At 71.8% G+C, this 17,090-nt stretch carries 15 protein-coding genes; 3 read left to right on the top strand and 12 right to left on the bottom strand.

What is annotated here, in order from left to right:
- Positions 1-20: 20 nt before the first annotated feature.
- The 6 genes from mgtE to WA640_RS08835 all read right to left on the bottom strand — a co-directional run bounded on the left by mgtE (position 21) and on the right by WA640_RS08835 (position 8,905).
- Complete coding sequence (gene mgtE, locus WA640_RS08860; RefSeq protein ID WP_335987296.1) at positions 21-1,367, bottom strand: magnesium transporter; 1,347 nt, start codon at positions 1,365-1,367, stop codon at positions 21-23.
- A 332-nt stretch (positions 1,368-1,699) separates the two neighbouring features.
- On the bottom strand, positions 1,700-3,187 hold the full coding sequence (gatB, locus tag WA640_RS08855; protein ID WP_106364426.1) for an Asp-tRNA(Asn)/Glu-tRNA(Gln) amidotransferase subunit GatB: 1,488 nt from the start codon (positions 3,185-3,187) through the stop codon (positions 1,700-1,702).
- 6 nt (positions 3,188-3,193) lie between these two features.
- Positions 3,194-4,693, bottom strand: coding sequence for an Asp-tRNA(Asn)/Glu-tRNA(Gln) amidotransferase subunit GatA (gene gatA / locus WA640_RS08850; protein WP_335987295.1), 1,500 nt, complete (start codon positions 4,691-4,693; stop codon positions 3,194-3,196).
- Complete coding sequence (gene gatC, locus WA640_RS08845; RefSeq protein ID WP_091054223.1) at positions 4,694-4,993, bottom strand: Asp-tRNA(Asn)/Glu-tRNA(Gln) amidotransferase subunit GatC; 300 nt, start codon at positions 4,991-4,993, stop codon at positions 4,694-4,696. It abuts the gene before it with no gap.
- A 364-nt stretch (positions 4,994-5,357) separates the two neighbouring features.
- Positions 5,358-7,172, bottom strand: a complete 1,815-nt coding sequence (locus WA640_RS08840; RefSeq protein ID WP_335987293.1) for an ABC transporter ATP-binding protein — start codon at positions 7,170-7,172, stop codon at positions 5,358-5,360.
- Positions 7,169-8,905 carry an ABC transporter ATP-binding protein gene (locus WA640_RS08835; RefSeq protein WP_335987292.1) on the bottom strand — a complete coding sequence of 579 codons (1,737 nt, stop codon included), beginning with the start codon at positions 8,903-8,905 and terminating at the stop codon, positions 7,169-7,171. The genes WA640_RS08840 and WA640_RS08835 overlap by 4 nt, the downstream gene beginning before the upstream one ends.
- Before the next feature lie 207 nt (positions 8,906-9,112).
- Between WA640_RS08835 and WA640_RS08830 the strand changes: the two genes are divergently transcribed.
- The 3 genes from WA640_RS08830 (at position 9,113) to WA640_RS08820 (ending at position 11,168) form a co-directional block, all read left to right on the top strand.
- Complete coding sequence (locus WA640_RS08830; protein WP_335987291.1) at positions 9,113-9,421, top strand: hypothetical protein; 309 nt, start codon at positions 9,113-9,115, stop codon at positions 9,419-9,421.
- A gap of 83 nt (positions 9,422-9,504) precedes the next feature.
- Positions 9,505-10,086 (top strand): alpha/beta fold hydrolase, encoded by a 582-nt coding sequence (locus WA640_RS08825; RefSeq protein WP_335987290.1) that lies wholly within the window; start codon positions 9,505-9,507, stop codon positions 10,084-10,086.
- 203 nt (positions 10,087-10,289) lie between these two features.
- Positions 10,290-11,168, top strand: a complete 879-nt coding sequence (locus WA640_RS08820) for a peptidoglycan-binding protein (RefSeq protein ID WP_106364420.1) — start codon at positions 10,290-10,292, stop codon at positions 11,166-11,168.
- Positions 11,169-11,236: 68 nt separating this feature from the next.
- Here WA640_RS08820 and WA640_RS08815 read toward each other — a convergent pair whose 3' ends face one another.
- The 6 genes from WA640_RS08815 to WA640_RS08790 form a co-directional block, all read right to left on the bottom strand.
- On the bottom strand, positions 11,237-12,244 hold the full coding sequence (locus tag WA640_RS08815; RefSeq protein WP_335987289.1) for a response regulator: 1,008 nt from the start codon (positions 12,242-12,244) through the stop codon (positions 11,237-11,239).
- An 83-nt stretch (positions 12,245-12,327) separates the two neighbouring features.
- Positions 12,328-13,122 carry a 23S ribosomal RNA methyltransferase Erm gene (erm, locus tag WA640_RS08810; protein WP_335987288.1) on the bottom strand — a complete coding sequence of 265 codons (795 nt, stop codon included), beginning with the start codon at positions 13,120-13,122 and terminating at the stop codon, positions 12,328-12,330.
- Positions 13,123-13,337: 215 nt separating this feature from the next.
- Positions 13,338-14,864 carry a sodium/solute symporter gene (locus WA640_RS08805; protein WP_335987287.1) on the bottom strand — a complete coding sequence of 509 codons (1,527 nt, stop codon included), beginning with the start codon at positions 14,862-14,864 and terminating at the stop codon, positions 13,338-13,340.
- Positions 14,864-15,217: a hypothetical protein gene (locus WA640_RS08800; RefSeq protein WP_335987286.1), complete on the bottom strand. Its 354-nt coding sequence runs from the start codon at positions 15,215-15,217 to the stop codon at positions 14,864-14,866. Before WA640_RS08800 ends, WA640_RS08805 begins: the two co-directional genes overlap by 1 nt.
- Positions 15,214-15,960 carry a LytR/AlgR family response regulator transcription factor gene (locus WA640_RS08795; protein WP_335987285.1) on the bottom strand — a complete coding sequence of 249 codons (747 nt, stop codon included), beginning with the start codon at positions 15,958-15,960 and terminating at the stop codon, positions 15,214-15,216. The genes WA640_RS08800 and WA640_RS08795 overlap by 4 nt, the downstream gene beginning before the upstream one ends.
- Positions 15,957-17,012 (bottom strand): sensor histidine kinase, encoded by a 1,056-nt coding sequence (locus tag WA640_RS08790; protein WP_442904720.1) that lies wholly within the window; start codon positions 17,010-17,012, stop codon positions 15,957-15,959. The genes WA640_RS08795 and WA640_RS08790 overlap by 4 nt, the downstream gene beginning before the upstream one ends.
- Positions 17,013-17,090 lie beyond the last annotated feature (78 nt).

Below are 17,090 nucleotides of genomic sequence, written 5' to 3'. Positions count from 1 at the left end.
GGGGGCTTTTCGCTTGCGGCTCAGCCGGTGAGGGCCGGGCCGAGGACGATGGCCGCCACCGAGAAGTAGATGAGCAGGCCGGTGGCGTCGCACAGGGTCGAGACCATCGGGGCCGACACGAGGGCCGGGTCGATGCCCACCTTCTTGGCCAGCAGCGGCAGCAGCGAGCCGACGAACGTGGACCACGTGCAGATCACCAGCAGGGTGATCCCGATGATGAGCCCGATGTCCCAGCCGTAGACGAAGCCGACGACGGGTCCGCCGACGAGCGCGAGCAGCGCGCCGAGGACGAAGCCCACGCGCGACTCGCGCCAGGTGATGCGGAAGGCGTCGGAGAAGCGGACCTCGCCGACGGCCATGGCGCGGATGATCGTCACCGACGCCTGCGACCCGGAGTTCCCGCCGGTGCCGGTGAGCAGCGAGATGAAGACCGCGAGGACGGTGACGTTCGCCAGGTACGTCTCGTAGTAGTTGAGCACGGTCACGGTGAGCGAGGCCGAGACGGCGAGGACGAGCAGCCACACGGCGCGCTTGCGCGCCAGCATGAACACGCCCGCCGACAGGTACGGCCGGTCCAGCGGCTCGGCGCCGGCGCTGCGGGCGACGTCCTCGGTGTCCTCGGCTTCGAGGACCTCCATGGCGTCGTCCCAGGTGATGAGGCCGACGAGGCGGTCCTCGTGGTCGACGACCGGGAGCGCGTTGAGGTTGGCCTCCTGGATGAGGCGCGCGGCCTCCTCCTGGTCGGTGTCGGTGGAGACCTGGTAGTGCTCGCTGGCGATGAGGTCGGCGACCTCGGTGTCGGGGTCGGCGCTGACGAGGTCGGCGAGGGTGACGGTGCCGAGGAGCTTGCGGTGCCCGTCGGTCACCGGCAGCACGTCGAGGTGCCGGGGCCGCTCGCGCAGGTGCCGGATGCGCTCGATCGCGGCGGCGGCGGTCATCGACGCGCGCAGCGACACGTAGTCGGGCGTCATGATGCGCCCGGCGGACTCGGAGTCGTACCCGAGGAGCTGGGCGGTCTGGCGCCGGTCGGCGGCGCTCAGCTGCGACTGGAAGCGGGTCGCGACCTTGGCGGGCATCTCGTCGAAGAGCTTGGCCCGGTCGTCGGCCTCCATGGATTCGAGCAGCTCGCGCACGAAGTCGGTCTTGAGGCCGTCGATGAGCTCCTGCTGGTGGACCGGGTCGAGCTCCTCGAAGACGACGAGCGCGCGGTCCTTGGGGAGCAGGCGGAACCTGAGCGCCTGGTCGGCCAGGTCCATGCGGGGGAGCTCTTCGACGAGCTCGACGGTCGAGAAGTCGGCGAGTTCGAGCCGGAGTGCGGCGAGTTCATCGACCGCCGCGGGCGAAATGGGCTGAATGGTCGTCGCCATGCGTCAGCCACCTCCTAACACGAGGAAAGGGCCGTGCCCCTCGACGCGTCAGCAGAAAACGCAGGTCAGGCCGCCCGCTTCACGATAAGAGGGCGCGAGGCACGGTGAAAGCAAAATGGGAAGAACGCGGTCGTATCTCGACTAGATCCGGGGTCGTCGCCCATGGCTCTCACCTCCTCGGGTCGCAGTGCACCTGACCGCTCCAGGATACCCATCCTCTGTGAACAACATCGCTCTCCGGGGTACCCGGAGACTCGCAGCTCACACTGGAATCAAACGGACAGTGAACGCGAAAAGGCCGGGCGTGTCGCCCGGCCTTTCGCTGTGGTGGACTAGCTCAGCTTGTCCAGGATGATCTGGCGGACGGTGCCCGCGTCGGCCTGGCCCTTGGTGGCCTTCATGACCGCGCCGATGAGGACGCCCGCGGCGGCGTGGGTGCCGCCGCGGATCTTGTCGGCGACGGCCGGGTTCGCGGCGATGGCCTCGTCGACGGCCGCTTCGAGCGCGCCCGTGTCGGAGACGACCTCCAGGCCGCGCTTGGCGGCGACGTCGGCCGGGGAGCCCTCGCCGGCGAGGACGCCGTCGATGACCTGGCGGGCGAGCTTGTCGTTCAGGCGCCCGTCGTCGACCATCCCCTGGAGCTCGGCGACCTGCGCGGGCGTGATCGCGAGCGCGGCCAGCTCCTCGCCGGACTCGTTGGCGCGGCGGGAGAGTTCGCCGAGCCACCACTTGACGGCCCCCGAGGGGGTCGTCCCGGCGGCCACGGTCGCCTCGATGAGCTCGACGGCGTCGGCGTTGACGACCGACTGCATGTCCTTGTCCCCCAGGGACCATTCGGCCTGGAGGCGCTCGCGGCGCTTGCGCGGGAGCTCCGGCAGGGAGGCGCGCAGCTCCTCGACCCATTCGCGGGACGGCTCCATGACGGCGAGGTCGGGCTCCGGGAAGTACCGGTAGTCCGTGGCCTCCTCTTTGGAGCGGCCGGGGCTGGTCTCGCCGGTGGCCTCGTGGAAGTGGCGGGTCTCCTGGAAGATCCGCTCCCCCGCGTCGAGGAGCGCGGACTGGCGGCGCACCTCGTAGCGGACGGCGCGCTCGACCGAGCGCAGCGAGTTGACGTTCTTCGTCTCGGTGCGGGTGCCCCACTCCTCGCCGGGCCTGTTCAGCGAGAGGTTGACGTCGCAGCGGAGGGACCCCTGCTCCATGCGGACGTCGGAGACGCCGAGGGAGCGCACGATGTCGCGCAGCTCGGCGGTGTAGGCGCGGGCGACCTCGGGAGCGAGGGCGCCGGTGCCCGGGACGGGGCGGGTGACGATCTCCACCAGCGGGATGCCGGCGCGGTTGTAGTCCACGAGGGACTCGGTGGCGCCGTGGATGCGGCCGGTGGTGCCGCCCACGTGGAGGGTCTTGCCGGTGTCCTCTTCGAGGTGGACGCGCTCGATCTCGACGCGGTGGACCTCGCCGTCGACGACGACGTCGACGTAGCCGTCCTCGCAGAGCGGCTCCTCGTACTGGGAGGTCTGGAAGTTCTTCGGCATGTCCGGGTAGAAGTAGTTCTTCCGGGCGAAGCGGGTCCAGGACGCGATGGTGCAGTTGAGGGCGAGGCCGATCTTGATGGTGGCCTCGACGGCGGCCCGGTTGGCGACCGGGAGGGCGCCGGGGAGGGCCAGGCAGACGGGGCAGACCTGGGTGTTGGGCTCGGCGCCGAACGTCGTGGCGCAGCCGCAGAACATCTTGGTCTTCGTGTCGAGCTCGATGTGGGTTTCGAGCCCGAGGACGGGCTCGTAGGTCGCCACGGCCTGCTCGAAGGTGTTCAACTTCGTCATGTTCGCTTACTTCCCTTCGAGTTCGGGCGCGGTGTCGGCGAGCAGGACGTCCTGGGTGGACTCCAGGGCGGCCGCCACGCGGTAGGTGATGTCGTCGCCCAGGACCGGGCCCATGACCTGGAGGCCCACGGGCATGCCCTCGGAGAGGCCGACGGGGACGGAGACGCCGGGGCCGCCGTACATGTTCGTCGGGATCGTGTAGAGGTCGGCGAGGTACATCTGGTACGGGTCGCCGGTGCGGGCGCCGAACTCGAACGCGATGAACGGCGTGGTCGGGCTGATGATCGCGTCGACCTGCGTGAACGCCTTCTCGAAGTCCTGCTTGATGAGCGTGCGGACCTTCTGGGCCTTGCCGTAGAACGCGTCGACGTACCCGGCGCTGAGCGCGTAGGTGCCGAGGATGATGCGGCGCTTCACTTCCGGGCCGAAGCCCGCTTCGCGGGTGAGGCTCATGACCTCTTCGAGCGAGTGCTTGCCGTCGTCCCCGGCGCGCAGGCCGTAGCGGACGCCGTCGTAGCGGGCGAGGTTCGAGGAGGCCTCGGAGGGGGCGATGAGGTAGTACGTCGGCAGCGCGTACGCGAACGACGGGCAGGAGACCTCGACGATCTCGGCGCCGAGCTTCGCGAGCTGGTCGACGGACTGGCGGAACGCGTCGACGACGCCCTGCTCGGCGTCGTCGTAGGTCGACTCGAACTCGCGGACCACGCCGAGCTTGACACCGGTGAGGTCGCCGTTCGCCCCGGCCTTGGCGGCCTCGACGACGGGCGGGACGGGCGCGTCGATGGAGGTCGAGTCGCGCGGGTCGTACCCGGAGATGACCTCGTGGAGGAGTGCGGCGTCGAGGGCGTTGCGGGACACCGGGCCCGGCGTGTCGAGCGACGAGGAGAAGGCGATGAGCCCGAAGCGTGAGTTGCCGCCGTAGGTGGGCTTGGCGCCGAAGGTGCCGGTGACGGCGCCGGGCTGGCGGATCGAGCCGCCGGTGTCGGTGCCGATGGCGAGCGGGGCCATCTTCGCGGCGACCGCGGCGGCGGACCCGCCGCCGGAGCCGCCGGGGATGCGGCCGGTGTCCCACGGGTTCAGGGTCTTGAAGTACGCGGAGTACTCGGTGGAGGAGCCCATCGCGAACTCGTCCATGTTCGTCTTGCCGAGGATCGGCATCTTCGCGGCCTTGATGCGCTCGACGATCGTCGCGTCGTAGGGCGGGATCCAGCCTTCGAGGATCTTGGAGGCCGCGGTGGTCGGGAGGCCCTTGGTGACCACCACGTCCTTGATCGCGATCGGCACGCCCGCAAGCGGGCCGACGGTCTCGCCGGCGGCGATCGCGGCGTCGACCTCGGCCGCGGTGGCGAGCGCGCCGTCGCGGTCGACGTGCAGGAACGCCTTGATCGTGCCGTCCACGGCGGCGATGCGGTCGAGGAACGCGGTGGTGGCCTCGACGGAGGTGAGGCGGCCCTCGCGGATGTCCGCGGCCAGTTCGGCGGCGGTCTTGTCGATGATGCGGCTCATCTAAGCCTCCTCGTCCAGGATGCGCGGGACGCGGAAGCGGTCCTCGGCGGTGTCGGGGCCGCCCGCGAGGACGGCGTCGCGGGGCAGGGACGGCTGGGGCTGGTCTTCCCGGAACACGTTCACCAGCGGCACCGCGTGCGAGGTCGGCTGGACGCCGTCCGTGTCCACTTCGGCGAGCGTCTTCATCGACTGGAGGATGACGTCGAGCTGTCCGGCGAAGGCGTCGAGCTCGTCATCGGTGACCTCAAGGCGGGCCAGCCGCGCCAGGTGCGCGACTTCCTCGCGTGAAATCGTACTCACGACAGGTGTTTCCTAACGGTTACTAGCTGCGGGAAGACCAGTCGAGTCTAGGCCGTGCGCGGCGGCGGCCCGAGGCGGGCACGGCCGGGGCGCGGACGGGTCATAGCCTCGCGGACGGTCCGGTGCCGCGGAGTGTGACGGACGGGTCGCGGGAACGGTTTGTCACAGATAGAGCGGGGTGGATACGACCCCCTAGCCACGGCGAATGTGACGTGATACTCTTTCGGCACTGGTTCGGAACGGGTTTCCTGGTTTCCTTTCTGTTTCCTTGCTAAGAACGAGTCGGTGGGTGTTCCGACTTGTGGTGGTGTTCTCGGACCAGTACGGGCCCCGGGCTTTCGCTCGGGGCCCATTTCTGTATGTCCTACAACGGGTTCCCGACCGCGGCCAGATTGCCGTCGCGATGCTCGGGCTCGCCGTGCCAGGCCCGCCAGAGCGCCGCGTAGTGGCCGTCGAGCGCGATGAGCTCGTCGTGGTTGCCCAGTTCGGCGACGCGGCCGTCCTCGACGACGGCGATCCGGTCGGCGTCGTGCGCGGTGTGCAGCCGGTGCGCGATGGCGATCACGGTGCGGCCCTCCAGGACCGCGGCCAGGGCGCGCTCGGTGTCGCGGGCGGCCCGCGGGTCGAGCATCGCGGTGGCCTCGTCGAGGATCACCACGTCGGGGTCGGCGAGGATGATGCGCGCCAGCGCGATCTGCTGCGCCGACGCGGCGTCGAGCTCGCGGGCCTTGCCGCCCAGGGCCGTGTCGAGGCCCTCGGGCAGGTCGAAGGCCCAGTCGGCGCCGACGGCGGCGAGCGCGTCGTGCAGTTCCTGGTCGGCGGCGTCGGCTTTCGCGAGGATGAGGTTGTCGCGCAGGGAGGCCGTGAAGACGTGGTGCTCCTGGGTGACGAGGGTGACGCGGCGGCGGCGCTCGTCGAGCGGGAGCGCGGCGACGTCGACGCCGCCGATGGCGGCGCGGCCTTCGCGGGGCGTGTCGGAGCCGGAGATGAGCCGCGCGAGCGTGGACTTCCCGGCGCCGGAGGGCCCGACGACGGCGAGGCGCTGGCCTGCGGGGACGCTGAGGGTGACGCCGTGGAGGACGTCGCGGGTGCCGGACGGGTAGGCGTAGCGGACGTCGATGAGGTCGACGGTGCCGTCGACGGGCCGCTCGGTGGTGGCGTTCGCCTCGGTGTCCTCGGCTTCGGCGACGCCTTCGATGCGGGACATGGCGGCGAAGCCGCGCTGGACCTTCTCGACCCACATGAGGATGTGGTCGATGGGGAACATGATCTGGCGGGTGAGGACCGCGCAGGAGGCGACGGTGCCGAGGGTGACGGCGCCGTCGAAGTAGAGCGCGCCGCCGACGAGGAGGACCGTGGCGGTGGGGAGGGCGTAGGCGCCGTCGAGGAACGGGAAGAACACGCTGCGCAGGAACAGGGTGTAGCGGGCGGCCTTCCAGTGGCGGGCGACCGTGGCGTCCCCGGCGCCGTCGCGCATCTCGCGCAGGCGGTAGGCCTCGGTGGTTCGGGCGCCGTCGGCGGAGGCGCCGATGGTGTCGCCGATGCCGGACTCGGCCTGGCGCTCGTTGAGGTAGCCGGTGCGGGCGCGCTTGAGGTACCAGCGGGTGCCGATGTACAGCGAGGGCACGACGACGAGCATGCACAGGCCCAGGAGCGGGCTGGCCCAGAGCATCGCGCTGAAGAACACGATGACCTTGAGGACCGAGACGATGATCTGCGGGAGGCCGTCGCGGAAGAGGACCCCGGCTTCGGGGACGTCGGCGGAGGAGCGGGTCATGAGGTCGCCGGACCCGGCCTGCTCGACGACGGGCATCGGCAGGCGCAGGGCGCGGTCGACGAACTCGACGCGCATGCGCGCGGAGAGCTTCTCGCCGAGGCGGTGCGACACGAACGTGCCGAGCCAGGTGAAGGCGACGACGGCGACGATGGAGGCGATGAGGCCGAGGGCGAGCCGGTCGATGGCGCCGGTGCCTTCTCCGGCGGTGAGGCGGTCGAGCATCTCGCCGAGGAGGAGCGGCGCGACGGCGGCGGCGACCGCGGCGACGAGGTGGAGGCCGACCGCGGCGGCGGCGCGGCGCTTCTCGGACAGGAGCAGCCGCAGGAAGGCGCGGCGGACCGCGGGGGTGTCGGCGACGGGCAGCTGGCCGGCGGCGGGGCGTTCGGGCGCCGTGGTGGTCATGCTTCCTCCCGGGAGACGAGTGCGCGGTAGTCGGGGTGCTCGGCGGCGAGCTCGTGGTGCGTGCCGGTGGCGGTGACCTTGCCGCCCTGGACGAACGCGACGCGGTCGGCGCGGCCGAGCCACAGCGGCGAGGTGGTGGCGACGGCGGTGGCGAGGCCCGAGCGGGTCTCGGCGAGGCGGTCGACGATGCGGGCCTCGGTGTGCGAGTCGACTGCGGAGGTCGGCTCGTGGAGCAGCAGCGCCTCGGGGGCGGCGGCGACGGCGCGGGCGAGCCGGAGGCGCTGGCGCTGGCCGCCGGAGAGCGTGCGGGCCTGGTTGTCGAGCTCGGTGTCGAGGCCGTGCGGGAGGGACTCGACGACGTCGGCGGCGGAGGCCGCTTCGATGGCGGTGTCGACGCGGTCGCGGCCGTCGCGGGCGCCGATCGCGGCGGCGAGGGTGCCCGCGAACAGGTACGCGTCGTGGTCGGCGACGAGGACGCGGCGGTGGAGCTCGTCGCGGTCGAGCCCGGCGACGGGGACGTCGCCGAAACGGGCTTCGGAGCGCTCGTAGCCGCCGAGGCGGTCGAAGACGCGGGCGACCTGCTCGGAGTCGGCGGAGGCGACGGCGAGGAGCTCGCCGCCCGCGATAGTGAGTCCGGACTCGGGGTCGTGGAGTTCGGCCCCGGCGGCGGGGCCGGGGAGGATCTCGGCGGGCGCGTCGCGCTCGGGGGTGTTGAGCAGCTCGCAGACCTTCCCGGCGGCGACGCGGCCTTCGATGATGCGGTAGGTGCAGCCGATGAGCCAGTGGACGGGCAGCAGCAGGGCGCTGGTGTACCCGAACGCGGCGACCATCTGGCCGGGAGTGAGGTCCCCGGAGGCGACCTGGCGGGCGGCGATCCAGATGACGACGCCGAGGAGGATCGCGGGGGTGCCTTCGCCGAGGGCGTTGAGCCACGCCTGCGGGGCGGCGACCTTGTACCCGGCCTCGCGCAGGGCCTCGGAGTCCTGGCGGTAGGAGGCGGTGAAGCGGGCCTCGCCGCCGATGCCGCGCAGGACCCGCAGGCCCGAGACGATGTCGGAGGCGCGGCCGGTGATGTCGCCGACGCGCTCGCGGTAGGCCTCCTGGCGGTCCTGGAGCTTGTTGAGGACCGGGCCGGTGACGAGGCCGACGACGAACACGCCGATGAAGATGGTGAGGCCCAGGGCGACCGAGGTGTTGAACAGGAGGACGCCGACGGCGATGAGGCCGATGACGCAGCCCGCGGTGGGCGAGAGGGAGTCGACGGCCCAGGAGATCCGGTTGATGTCGGTGGCGCCGACGGAGACGACCTCGCCGGTGGTGACCTTGCGGCGCAGCTCGTCGCCGAGGCGGTTCACCTTGCGGGTGGCGAGCTGGAGCGTGCGGTACGAGGCGTCCATGCGCCAGTAGACCGTGAGGCGGTGGGACCAGACGATCATCCCGGCGGTGGCGAACCCGGCGAGGACCATGCCGCCGGCCCAGAACGCGAGCGCGCCCCAGTCGTGCTCGCGCAGGCCGTTGTCGACGGCGCCGGTGAGGAAGTACGGCAGGACCGGGAGCGAGCCGAGCGCGATGCCGGAGGTGATGAGCGCGGCGACGGCGAGGCCCTTGTTGCGGCTGGCGAGCCAGGCGAGGAGGCGCCAAGGGGTGCGCGGAGGTTCGATGGGGTCCCCGCGGGAGCCGTCCGGGAGCAGGGGGTCGGCGAGCGGGTATTCGGGAGCACGGAGGAACCTCACTTGCCGAGCGTAAAGGGAGGGTCCGACAACCGGCAATCGATTAACGCCCGATGTGAGGTTTGACCTGCGAATTCGCCGGAAATCAGGCGACCTGGGCGTATCCGAGGGACGCTCGCGGACGATGCACTACGATTTCCGGGACATCTGGGGAGGACCGCCATTCACCGTCAGCGCGCGATCGGCCTGAAGCTGTTCACCGCCGCCGCGGTGTTCGCGTTCGGGTACCTCGCATGGGTTGCGGCCCATCCGCTCTCGATCCTGCTCCTGGGGCACTGCCACGTCTCGGACCAGGCGTCGCTCGCGATAGCGCTCCTCATGTACGGCCTCGTGCTGGCCGTGCTGTCCCTGGTGTGGCGCAGCTGCCTGACGACCGTCCGCGAGGCCGCATGGCTGGACGCGGGCGACGGCGGGCCGGTGGCGCACCGGGAGTCCGCGGGGCCGGGCCGCCGCGGGACTGTCGCGCTCCAGTTCGGGGCCTGGGTCTGCGCGGGACGCGCACCGCCGCTTCCGGCGTGAGACCAGCCTGCGCGCCGACGCACTGACCGTGCGGTTCTGCGGCGCGCCGTCCCGTTGCCGCACTTCCCGACTGGAGCCACCTCGTGCCGACCTTGTATTCCGAGAACCACCTGCTGGAACCCGAGTGGACCGGCGAGCTGTGGGGCGCCGAGGGCCGCCCCGTGCTGCTGCTGACCGAGACCGGCGAGGACCGGTCCGCGTGGTGGCCGGTCGCCGCGCGCCTCGCCGCATCGCACGCCGTGGCCGTGCTCGACCTGCCCGAAGGCGGCCGGATCGGCGACCGCGCCGAGACGCTCGCCCAGTTCGTGGTGGGCATGGGCACCCGCGCGCCGGTCGTCGCGGCCTACGGGCGGGCCGCGATCATCGCCTCGCTGTTCGCGTGCCGGTACGTCGCCCACGGCGTGGCCGCCATCGAGCAGGCCCTCGATGCGCCCGCAGCTGACGAGGACACGGCGGCGGCCCTGGAGGAGATCACCGCGGGCCCGCGGAAGATCAAGTGCCGCTACGTGTCAGTGTTCGCGTCCGAGCCGCGGCCGGGCTACGCGGCGTGGCTCGCCGAGCGCATCCCCGGCGCCGTGTGCACCGTGTACGGCACTGAGGGCCGGTATCCGCACCTCAGCGCCCCCGAGCGGTTCACGGACGAGGTGAGCGCGCTGGCGTCCTGAGCGGGGAGGCGACCGTCCATTCGACACGGAGCGACGGTCCGGCAACGGTTACTTGGAGTTTTGTTTCACCAGAGTCCTTCTCAACGAAGAAAATCTTCGATATGGTCTCAGTCACGATTCGAACCTCTACCCCCCGACCGATCCCCGCTCCGTCCGCGGCGGCGAGCAGCGCCGCCGCAGGAATTCCGAAGGGACGCAATCGCATGACCCACCAAGAATCGCGAATCCCCCGCTCGCGCCGCTGGGTGCTCTCCCGGGCCCTCATGGTCGGCGGCGCAGTGGGCGCCGCCGCGGTCCCGTCCGTGTTCGCACTCCAGTCCGCGAGCGCCGCGACCTCGGTCGACATGGAGCTCGTGCTCGTGGCCGCGATGGTCGACCCCCAGAAGTCCGGCACCGGGACCACCCTCAACGCGGCGGCCTCGGTGAAGGCCGTCGAGCAGGCGCTCGACGCGAAGAACCACCTCGCGGCCTCCCTGGTGGACGGCCACTACGGCAGCTCCACCGTCACCGCGTACTCCGACTGGCAGAAGTCCCTCGGCTACTCCGGCCTCGACGCCAACGGCATCCCCGGCCCCACCTCACTGACCCGCCTCGGCAGCGAGACCGGCCTGTACACCGTCACCCGCCAGGTCAGCATCGGATCGAACTCGGACTCCTACGGCGGCAAGCGGGTCAACACCCGCACCAAGAACATGCTCGCCGCCGCAGACGGCAAGCTCTCCTGGAGCCTCGCACTGACGCAGGGCTCCTACACGACCGGCAACCCGTCCTCGGCGGGCACGCACGACGGCGGCGGCGTGGTCGACGTCAGCGTCAGCGGCATGTCCACGACGCAGCGCTGGCAGACGGTCAAGGCCCTCCGCGACGTCGGCTTCGCGGCCTGGCTGCGCACCCCCGAGCAGGGCTTCAGTTACCACATCCACGCGAACGCCATCGGCGACACCGACATGGTCGCCGTCGCGCGGGCGCAGGTCCACGACTACTTCTACGGCAAGAACGGGCTGGCGAGCCACGCCGCCGACAACACCCCCAGCGCCTACAAGGGTTCGTTCACCTGGTGGGAGCAGTACAAGCGGAGCTGACAACAGCTCGACATTGAAAGACCGGCGGGCGGGGCCACACAATGGCCCCGCCCGCCGCTTCGCTTGCGCTAGTTGCCTTGCAGGCGGTCGATCCAGCTTGAGCCGGAGCTTGAGCTCTGGGACTGCTGACCGCGGCGAGTGCCGACGATGTCCACGACGGTGTCCACGAGTTCTTCCGGGATGTTCGTGGAGACGGCGATGCGCGGATGTGAGAGCGCGCGGACCGCTGGGACATCGGAGAAGATCGCGACCGGGGTGGGAATGCCCGCGGTGACCATGCGGTCGACCAGGTTGACCCCGGCGTTGCCGCCATCGGGTTCGTTCGGGCGGCCCAGGTCGCTGATGACCAGGTCGTAGGAGTCCCTCGCGAGGTCGCTCATGGCGTCATCGGTCGACACCGCGGTGTCGACCCTGATTCCGGCGCTGCGGAACAGACGGATCAGCGCCTCGTTCCACTCAGGGTGGTCGTCGACCCAGAGGATCGCACCTCCGTTGAGGAGATCGGTCGCGAGCGCGAGCCGGGCGGCCGCGCGCAGGCCTCGCTGGGTTTCGGGCGAGGCATAGATCGGCTGCTGATAAGGCGCGATGGGAACCGCGCCCGGATAGTTGTTCTGCGTGGCGGGCAGCGGCGGCGCGTAGTACGTGGTGGGCCGGGGCTCGGTGAGCGGGATCGGCGGCTCGTCGTTCTTCGGCTTGGCGCCGTTGTCGTTCGGCTCGTCGGCGGGCGGGGTGTTCATGGGGCGCAGGCGTACCGACTCGGTGGTCTCGTCGTCGGCGGCGGTGATCGGCGGCGGGGCGAAGTCGGGCGGCGGCGCGTAGCCGCCGGGCTGGACCGGGATCGGCGGCAAGGGGCCGTTCCAGTCGGGCTGGGGCAGGGCGGCGGGGCCGCGGGCGTAGGACTCCTCGATGGCCTGCTGGGCGAGTTCGACCGTGACCCAAGGGGTCTCGACCTTGGTCATGCGGGGCGCCTGCTGCGTGAAGATGCGCTTGGCGACGGCCAGCGCGATGAAGCCGAAACCGATCCAGAGGAAGGCGGGCAGCACCTTGATCAGCTCGATCCAGATGGCTTCGCTCATGAATGGCTCCAAGAGAGGGGGTACCGGGCCGGGCATCTCAACCTTAATCGGCCGAGGCGGCCCGTCCGGTACCCCCTTGGTACCTATCGGGTGAGTGCCTTGTACAGGGCGATCCACTTGTCCGGGTGGACGAGGCCGACCGGGGCGTCCTTGGCGATCCCGGCCTCGGCGCACGCGCGGGCGGCGGCGCGGGCGGGGACGGCCTGGCGCAGCGAGGCGGCGAGGGAGCCGCCGACGCCGGTGAAGCCGAGGGCGACCATGTCGCGGTAGTCGCGGAGGGCGCGGCGCGGCAGGAGCGGTCTCGGGCGGCGGGTCAGGTGGAGGACGGCGCCGTCGACGTTCGGGACGGGCCGGAACTGCTCGCGGCCGATGCGGATGCCCAGGGCGAGTTCGTGTTCGGGCCAGGCGTCGACGGCGAGCTTGGACCAGCGGCCGTAGTCGCCGGTGTGCTTGCGGGCGAACTCGCGCTGGACGAGGAGGCTCGCGCTGGTGAGCGCGGGCGCGTCCAGGCACCAGCGGACGATGTCGGTGGTGATCGCGAAGGGCACGTTGGCGATGACGCGGAACGGCTCGCGCGGCGGTTCGGCGTCGCGGAAGTCGCCGGTGCGGAGCCGGAAGCGGTCGAGGTGCCCGTAGCGGGACCGGAGGCGTTCGGCGAAGTGGGTGTCCTTCTCGTAGGCGAGGACGCGGTGGGCGCGGTCCAGGAGCGGGCCGGTGAGCATGCCGCCGCCGGGGCCGACTTCGACGACGAGGTCGTCGGGGCCGACGTCGGCGGTGAGGCGGGCCGCGAGGCGCGGGTCGGCCAGGAAGTTCTGGGACAGGCGCTTGCGGTTCGAGACGCGGGCGTAGGTGGAGCGCGGAGTACGGCTGCGGGACATGGGAGACCTCTGCGGAAGTAGTCGAATCAGGACGGTTGATTCGCCTAGACCGCGCAGTGGCGCAGCGGGTGCCGTCAGAGGGCACCGTCAAGGACCGGCCGGAGCCGGTGGAGGCGTGCGCGTGCGGGGCCTAGGCCGCCGCGCGGAGCCGCGTGAAGTACGGGCCGAACGCGGCGCACGCGTTGAGCCCGAGTGATCCCGACATGCGGGCCAGGCTACCGGAGGGACCGGGAGCCGTCGAATCGTTTTTCGCCGCTGCGGATGGGGCCGGTGTCGCCGGTCGAGTAGCGGCCGGGCACGTGGAGGCGGAGCACGGCCTCGCCGGCCCAGTCGGGGACCGAGGAGGGCCGGGACGCGGCGGCCATCGTGATGAACGCCAAGGGGACCGTCCACAGCGCGGGCTGGGCGAGGAGGATCGACCAGGTGCCCGGCGGCAGGTCGAGGATCACCGAGGCGAGGGCCGCGCCGGTGGAGGAGGCGGCGCCGACGAGGAGCCCGGCCGTGGCGCCGGTCGCGGTGAGGCCGCGCCACCAGATGCCGAGGGTCAGGAGCGGGCAGAAGGTGGAGGCGGCGACCGCGAAGGCCCAGCCGACGAGCACGTTGATGTCGACGTCGGCGGCGGGCAGCGACAGCACGACCGCGAGCGCGGTCCCGACGAGGACCCCCATGCGCAGCTTGGAGAGCGAGCCGCCGAACAGGTCGTGCGAGAGGCCCCCGGCGAGCGCGAGGAGCAGCCCCGAGGACGTCGACAGGAAGGCCGCGAACGCGCCCGCCGCGACGAGCGCGGTCAGGACCGCGCCGACGGTGCCCGGGGCGATGGCTTCGGGGACGAGGACGGGCACGACGTCGGTCTCCTCCGGGCTGGGCACGGCGATGCGCCCGAGGAGCCCGTAGACGATCGGGAACAGGTAGAACAGGCTCAGCAGCACGATGACCGAGACGGCGACGCGGCGGGCCGCGCGGGCGCCCGCGACCGTGTGGAAGCGCATCACGACGTGCGGGAGTCCCATGGCGCCCAACGTGGTCGCCACGAGGACGGAGACGGTGGCGAGGAGCGAGTGGCCCGAGCCGTCGAGGTCCAGGAACGGCCGGGCCCAGTCCGGGTCGGGGCCGTGGGCGGCGAGCGCGGCCTCGCGGCGGTCGGACCCGGCGAGGACGATGAGCACGACCGCGGGGCCCGCGATGAACGCGAGCTTCACGAGGTAGTGGAACGCCTGAACGTAAGTGGCCGAACGCATCCCGCCGACGGCGATCGTCGAGGAGACCACGAGCCCGGCGCCGAGGACGCCGATCCAGTACGGGATGCCGGAGACGAGTTCGAGGACCACCCCGGCCGCCTTGAACTGCGGCAGCAAGTAAAGCAGCATGATGACGAGGACCACGAGGCCGCACATGCGGCGGATGCGCGGCGAGCCGAGGCGGTACTCCGCGAAGTCGGGCACGGTGTACGCGCCGCTGCGGCGCATGGGGCCGGCGACGAGGGCCGCGACGAGCACGTACCCGGCGGTGAAGCCCACGGCGTACCACATCGCGCCGACGCCGTTCTTCACGAGCAGGCCCGCGAGACCGAGGACCGAAGCGGCCGAGACGTACTCCCCCGCGATGGCGAGGGCGTTCCAGCCGGGCACGATCGAGCGGGAGGCGACCAGGAAGTCCGGTGTGGACCTTGCGGCGCGCACGCCCCACACGCCGATGACGACGCTGGCGACGAGCACCAGCGTGATCGAGGCGAGCCCGAGCATCAGGGGCCGCCCGGCGCGTGGTCGTCCTCGACGCGCTCGGCGCGGCGCACGTGGACCGCGGCGAGCGAGAGGAGCACCGGGTAGGGCGCGAAGAACAGGACCGCCCAGCCGAGGCGGCCGGGCACGAGCGCGGCGGCCGCGAGCAGGACCGCGAGCGCGATCCCGAGCGCGGCGGCGGTGCGCACGGCAAGGCGGCGCTGGCGGCGCAGGGCGCGCTCTGCGGCTTCGAGGTCGATCGCGGAGGAGGGCATCCCGGGCCGCCCGGCGAGATGGCTGAGCCGCCCCATGGCGTCCGCCCCGCGCCGTTGCGCGAGGCGGGTCTGGGGGCTGGTGACTCGGACCCTCTGAATCATGCGTCTCCGCGCACGGCTTGAAGAAGGCGCTCCCGGAGGAGGCGGGAGTGGCGGCGGCTGACGGGGACTTCGCCAGCGCCCGTAACAGCCACGAGCCCGGCGGTCGAAGTGACCCGCAGTTCGGTGATCGAGGCGAGGTTGACGAGGAAGGACCGGTGGGCGCGCACGAAACCGGCTGCGTCCCATACCTCTTCGAGATAGGTGAGGGACTGCCGGAGCAGGTGCGAGTGGCGCCCGGAGTGGAGCCGCACGTAGTCGCCGTGGGCTTCGGCGTAGGCGATGTCGTCGCGGCGGACGAAGACCGTGCGGCCCGCCAGCTCGACCTGGACGACGGCGAGGTCGTCTGCCTTGTCCCCCGCCGGGGCGGGGCCGGAGCGGCGGCGGCCGATGCGGGCGACGGCTTCGGCGAGGCGTTCGGGGCGGAAGGGCTTGAGCAGGTAGTCGACCGCGCCGAGGCCGAAGGCCTCGACGGCGTGGTTGTCGTAGGCGGTGACGAACACGATGGCCGGGGGGTGCGAGAGGCGCCGCAGGATGCGGGCGACGTCGATGCCGGTGAGGCCGGGCATGGCGATGTCGAGGAACGCGGCGTCGAAGGTGCCCTCGCCGAGGAGGCGCACGGCCTCGTCGCCTCCGGCGGCGCTCTGGACCTCGCCGACGCTGGGCTGCTCGGCGAGCTGCCCCGCGAGCTCGGCGCGGGTGGAGGACTCGTCCTCGACGACGAGGACGCGCAATCCGCTGCTCATGCGTGGACTCCTCGGGCGTAGCGGGGGATTCTCACGGTGGCCTTGGTCCCGGCGCCAGGGGCGGTGTCGAGCCAGAGGCCGTACTCGGGACCGTAGACGGCCCGCAGCCGCCTGTCCACGTTCGCGAGGCCGATGCGGCCCGATCCGGCGCGCGAGCCGGTCAGGATCGCCTTGGCGACGTCGGGGTCCATGCCGTCGCCGTCGTCCTCGACCTCGATGACGCACAGCGGCCCCTCCGAGAAGCCGCGGACGGCGATGTGGCCGGTGCCGGGCTTGGTCTCGAAGCCGTGGCGGACGGCGTTCTCGACGATCGGCTGGACGACCAGGAACGGGATGGGCACGGGCAGGACCTCCGGGGCGATGCGCACGGTGATGTCGAGTCGGTCGTCGAAGCGGGCCCGCTGGAGCTCCAGGTAGGTCTGGACGGCGTGGAGCTCGTCGGCGACCGTCGCGAAGTCCCCGGTCCCGGCGAAGGAGTAGCGCAGGTAGTCGGAGAAGTCGGTGAGCAGTTCGCGGGCGCGTTCGGGGTCGGTGCGGGTGTGGGCGCTGATGGCGGCGAGGGCGTTGTGCATGAAGTGCGGGGAGATCTGGGCGCGGAGGGTGCGCAGGTCGGCTTCGGCGATGCGCTCGCGGGCGCGCACCAGGTCGGCGTGGTCGAGGGCGCGGACGACGAGGTCGGCGGCCTCGGCGAGGTCGGCGTCGCTGACGTCCCCGGAGACGAGCAGGCACCCGGCGAGGTCGCCGGAGACGACGAGCGGCGCGGCGCGCAGCGGCGGGGCGGTGACCGGTTCGAGGACGTCCAGGGTCTCCACCAGGAGTGCTTGGGCCGCATCGGGATCGATGCTCCCGGCGACGGCGAGGACGCGTTCGCAGTCGGCGAGGGCGACGGCGTCGGCGGCGAGGAGCCGCGCGAGGCGGCGGGCGGCTACCTGGGCGCCCTTGCCGGTGAGCCCGTCGGCGAGGGCCTCGCCGGTCTGGCGCGACAAGCGGAGCGCGGCGAGGGTCGCCGCGCTGCCGGTCCGCCGACGCTGGCGATGAGGGGATCGCGCGATCACAACATAACTGTAACGTGGCGCACATCAGGGCCCGTCCGGCGGACGGGCCCTGATGCAGCGGGGAGGGCCGCCCCG

This window comes from Glycomyces sp. MUSA5-2 (genome assembly GCF_037034145.1).
Classification (GTDB): domain Bacteria; phylum Actinomycetota; class Actinomycetes; order Mycobacteriales; family Micromonosporaceae; genus Glycomyces; species Glycomyces artemisiae.
Note: the sequence above shows the minus strand (reverse complement) of the source record. Positions and strands in the feature narration are given on the sequence as shown.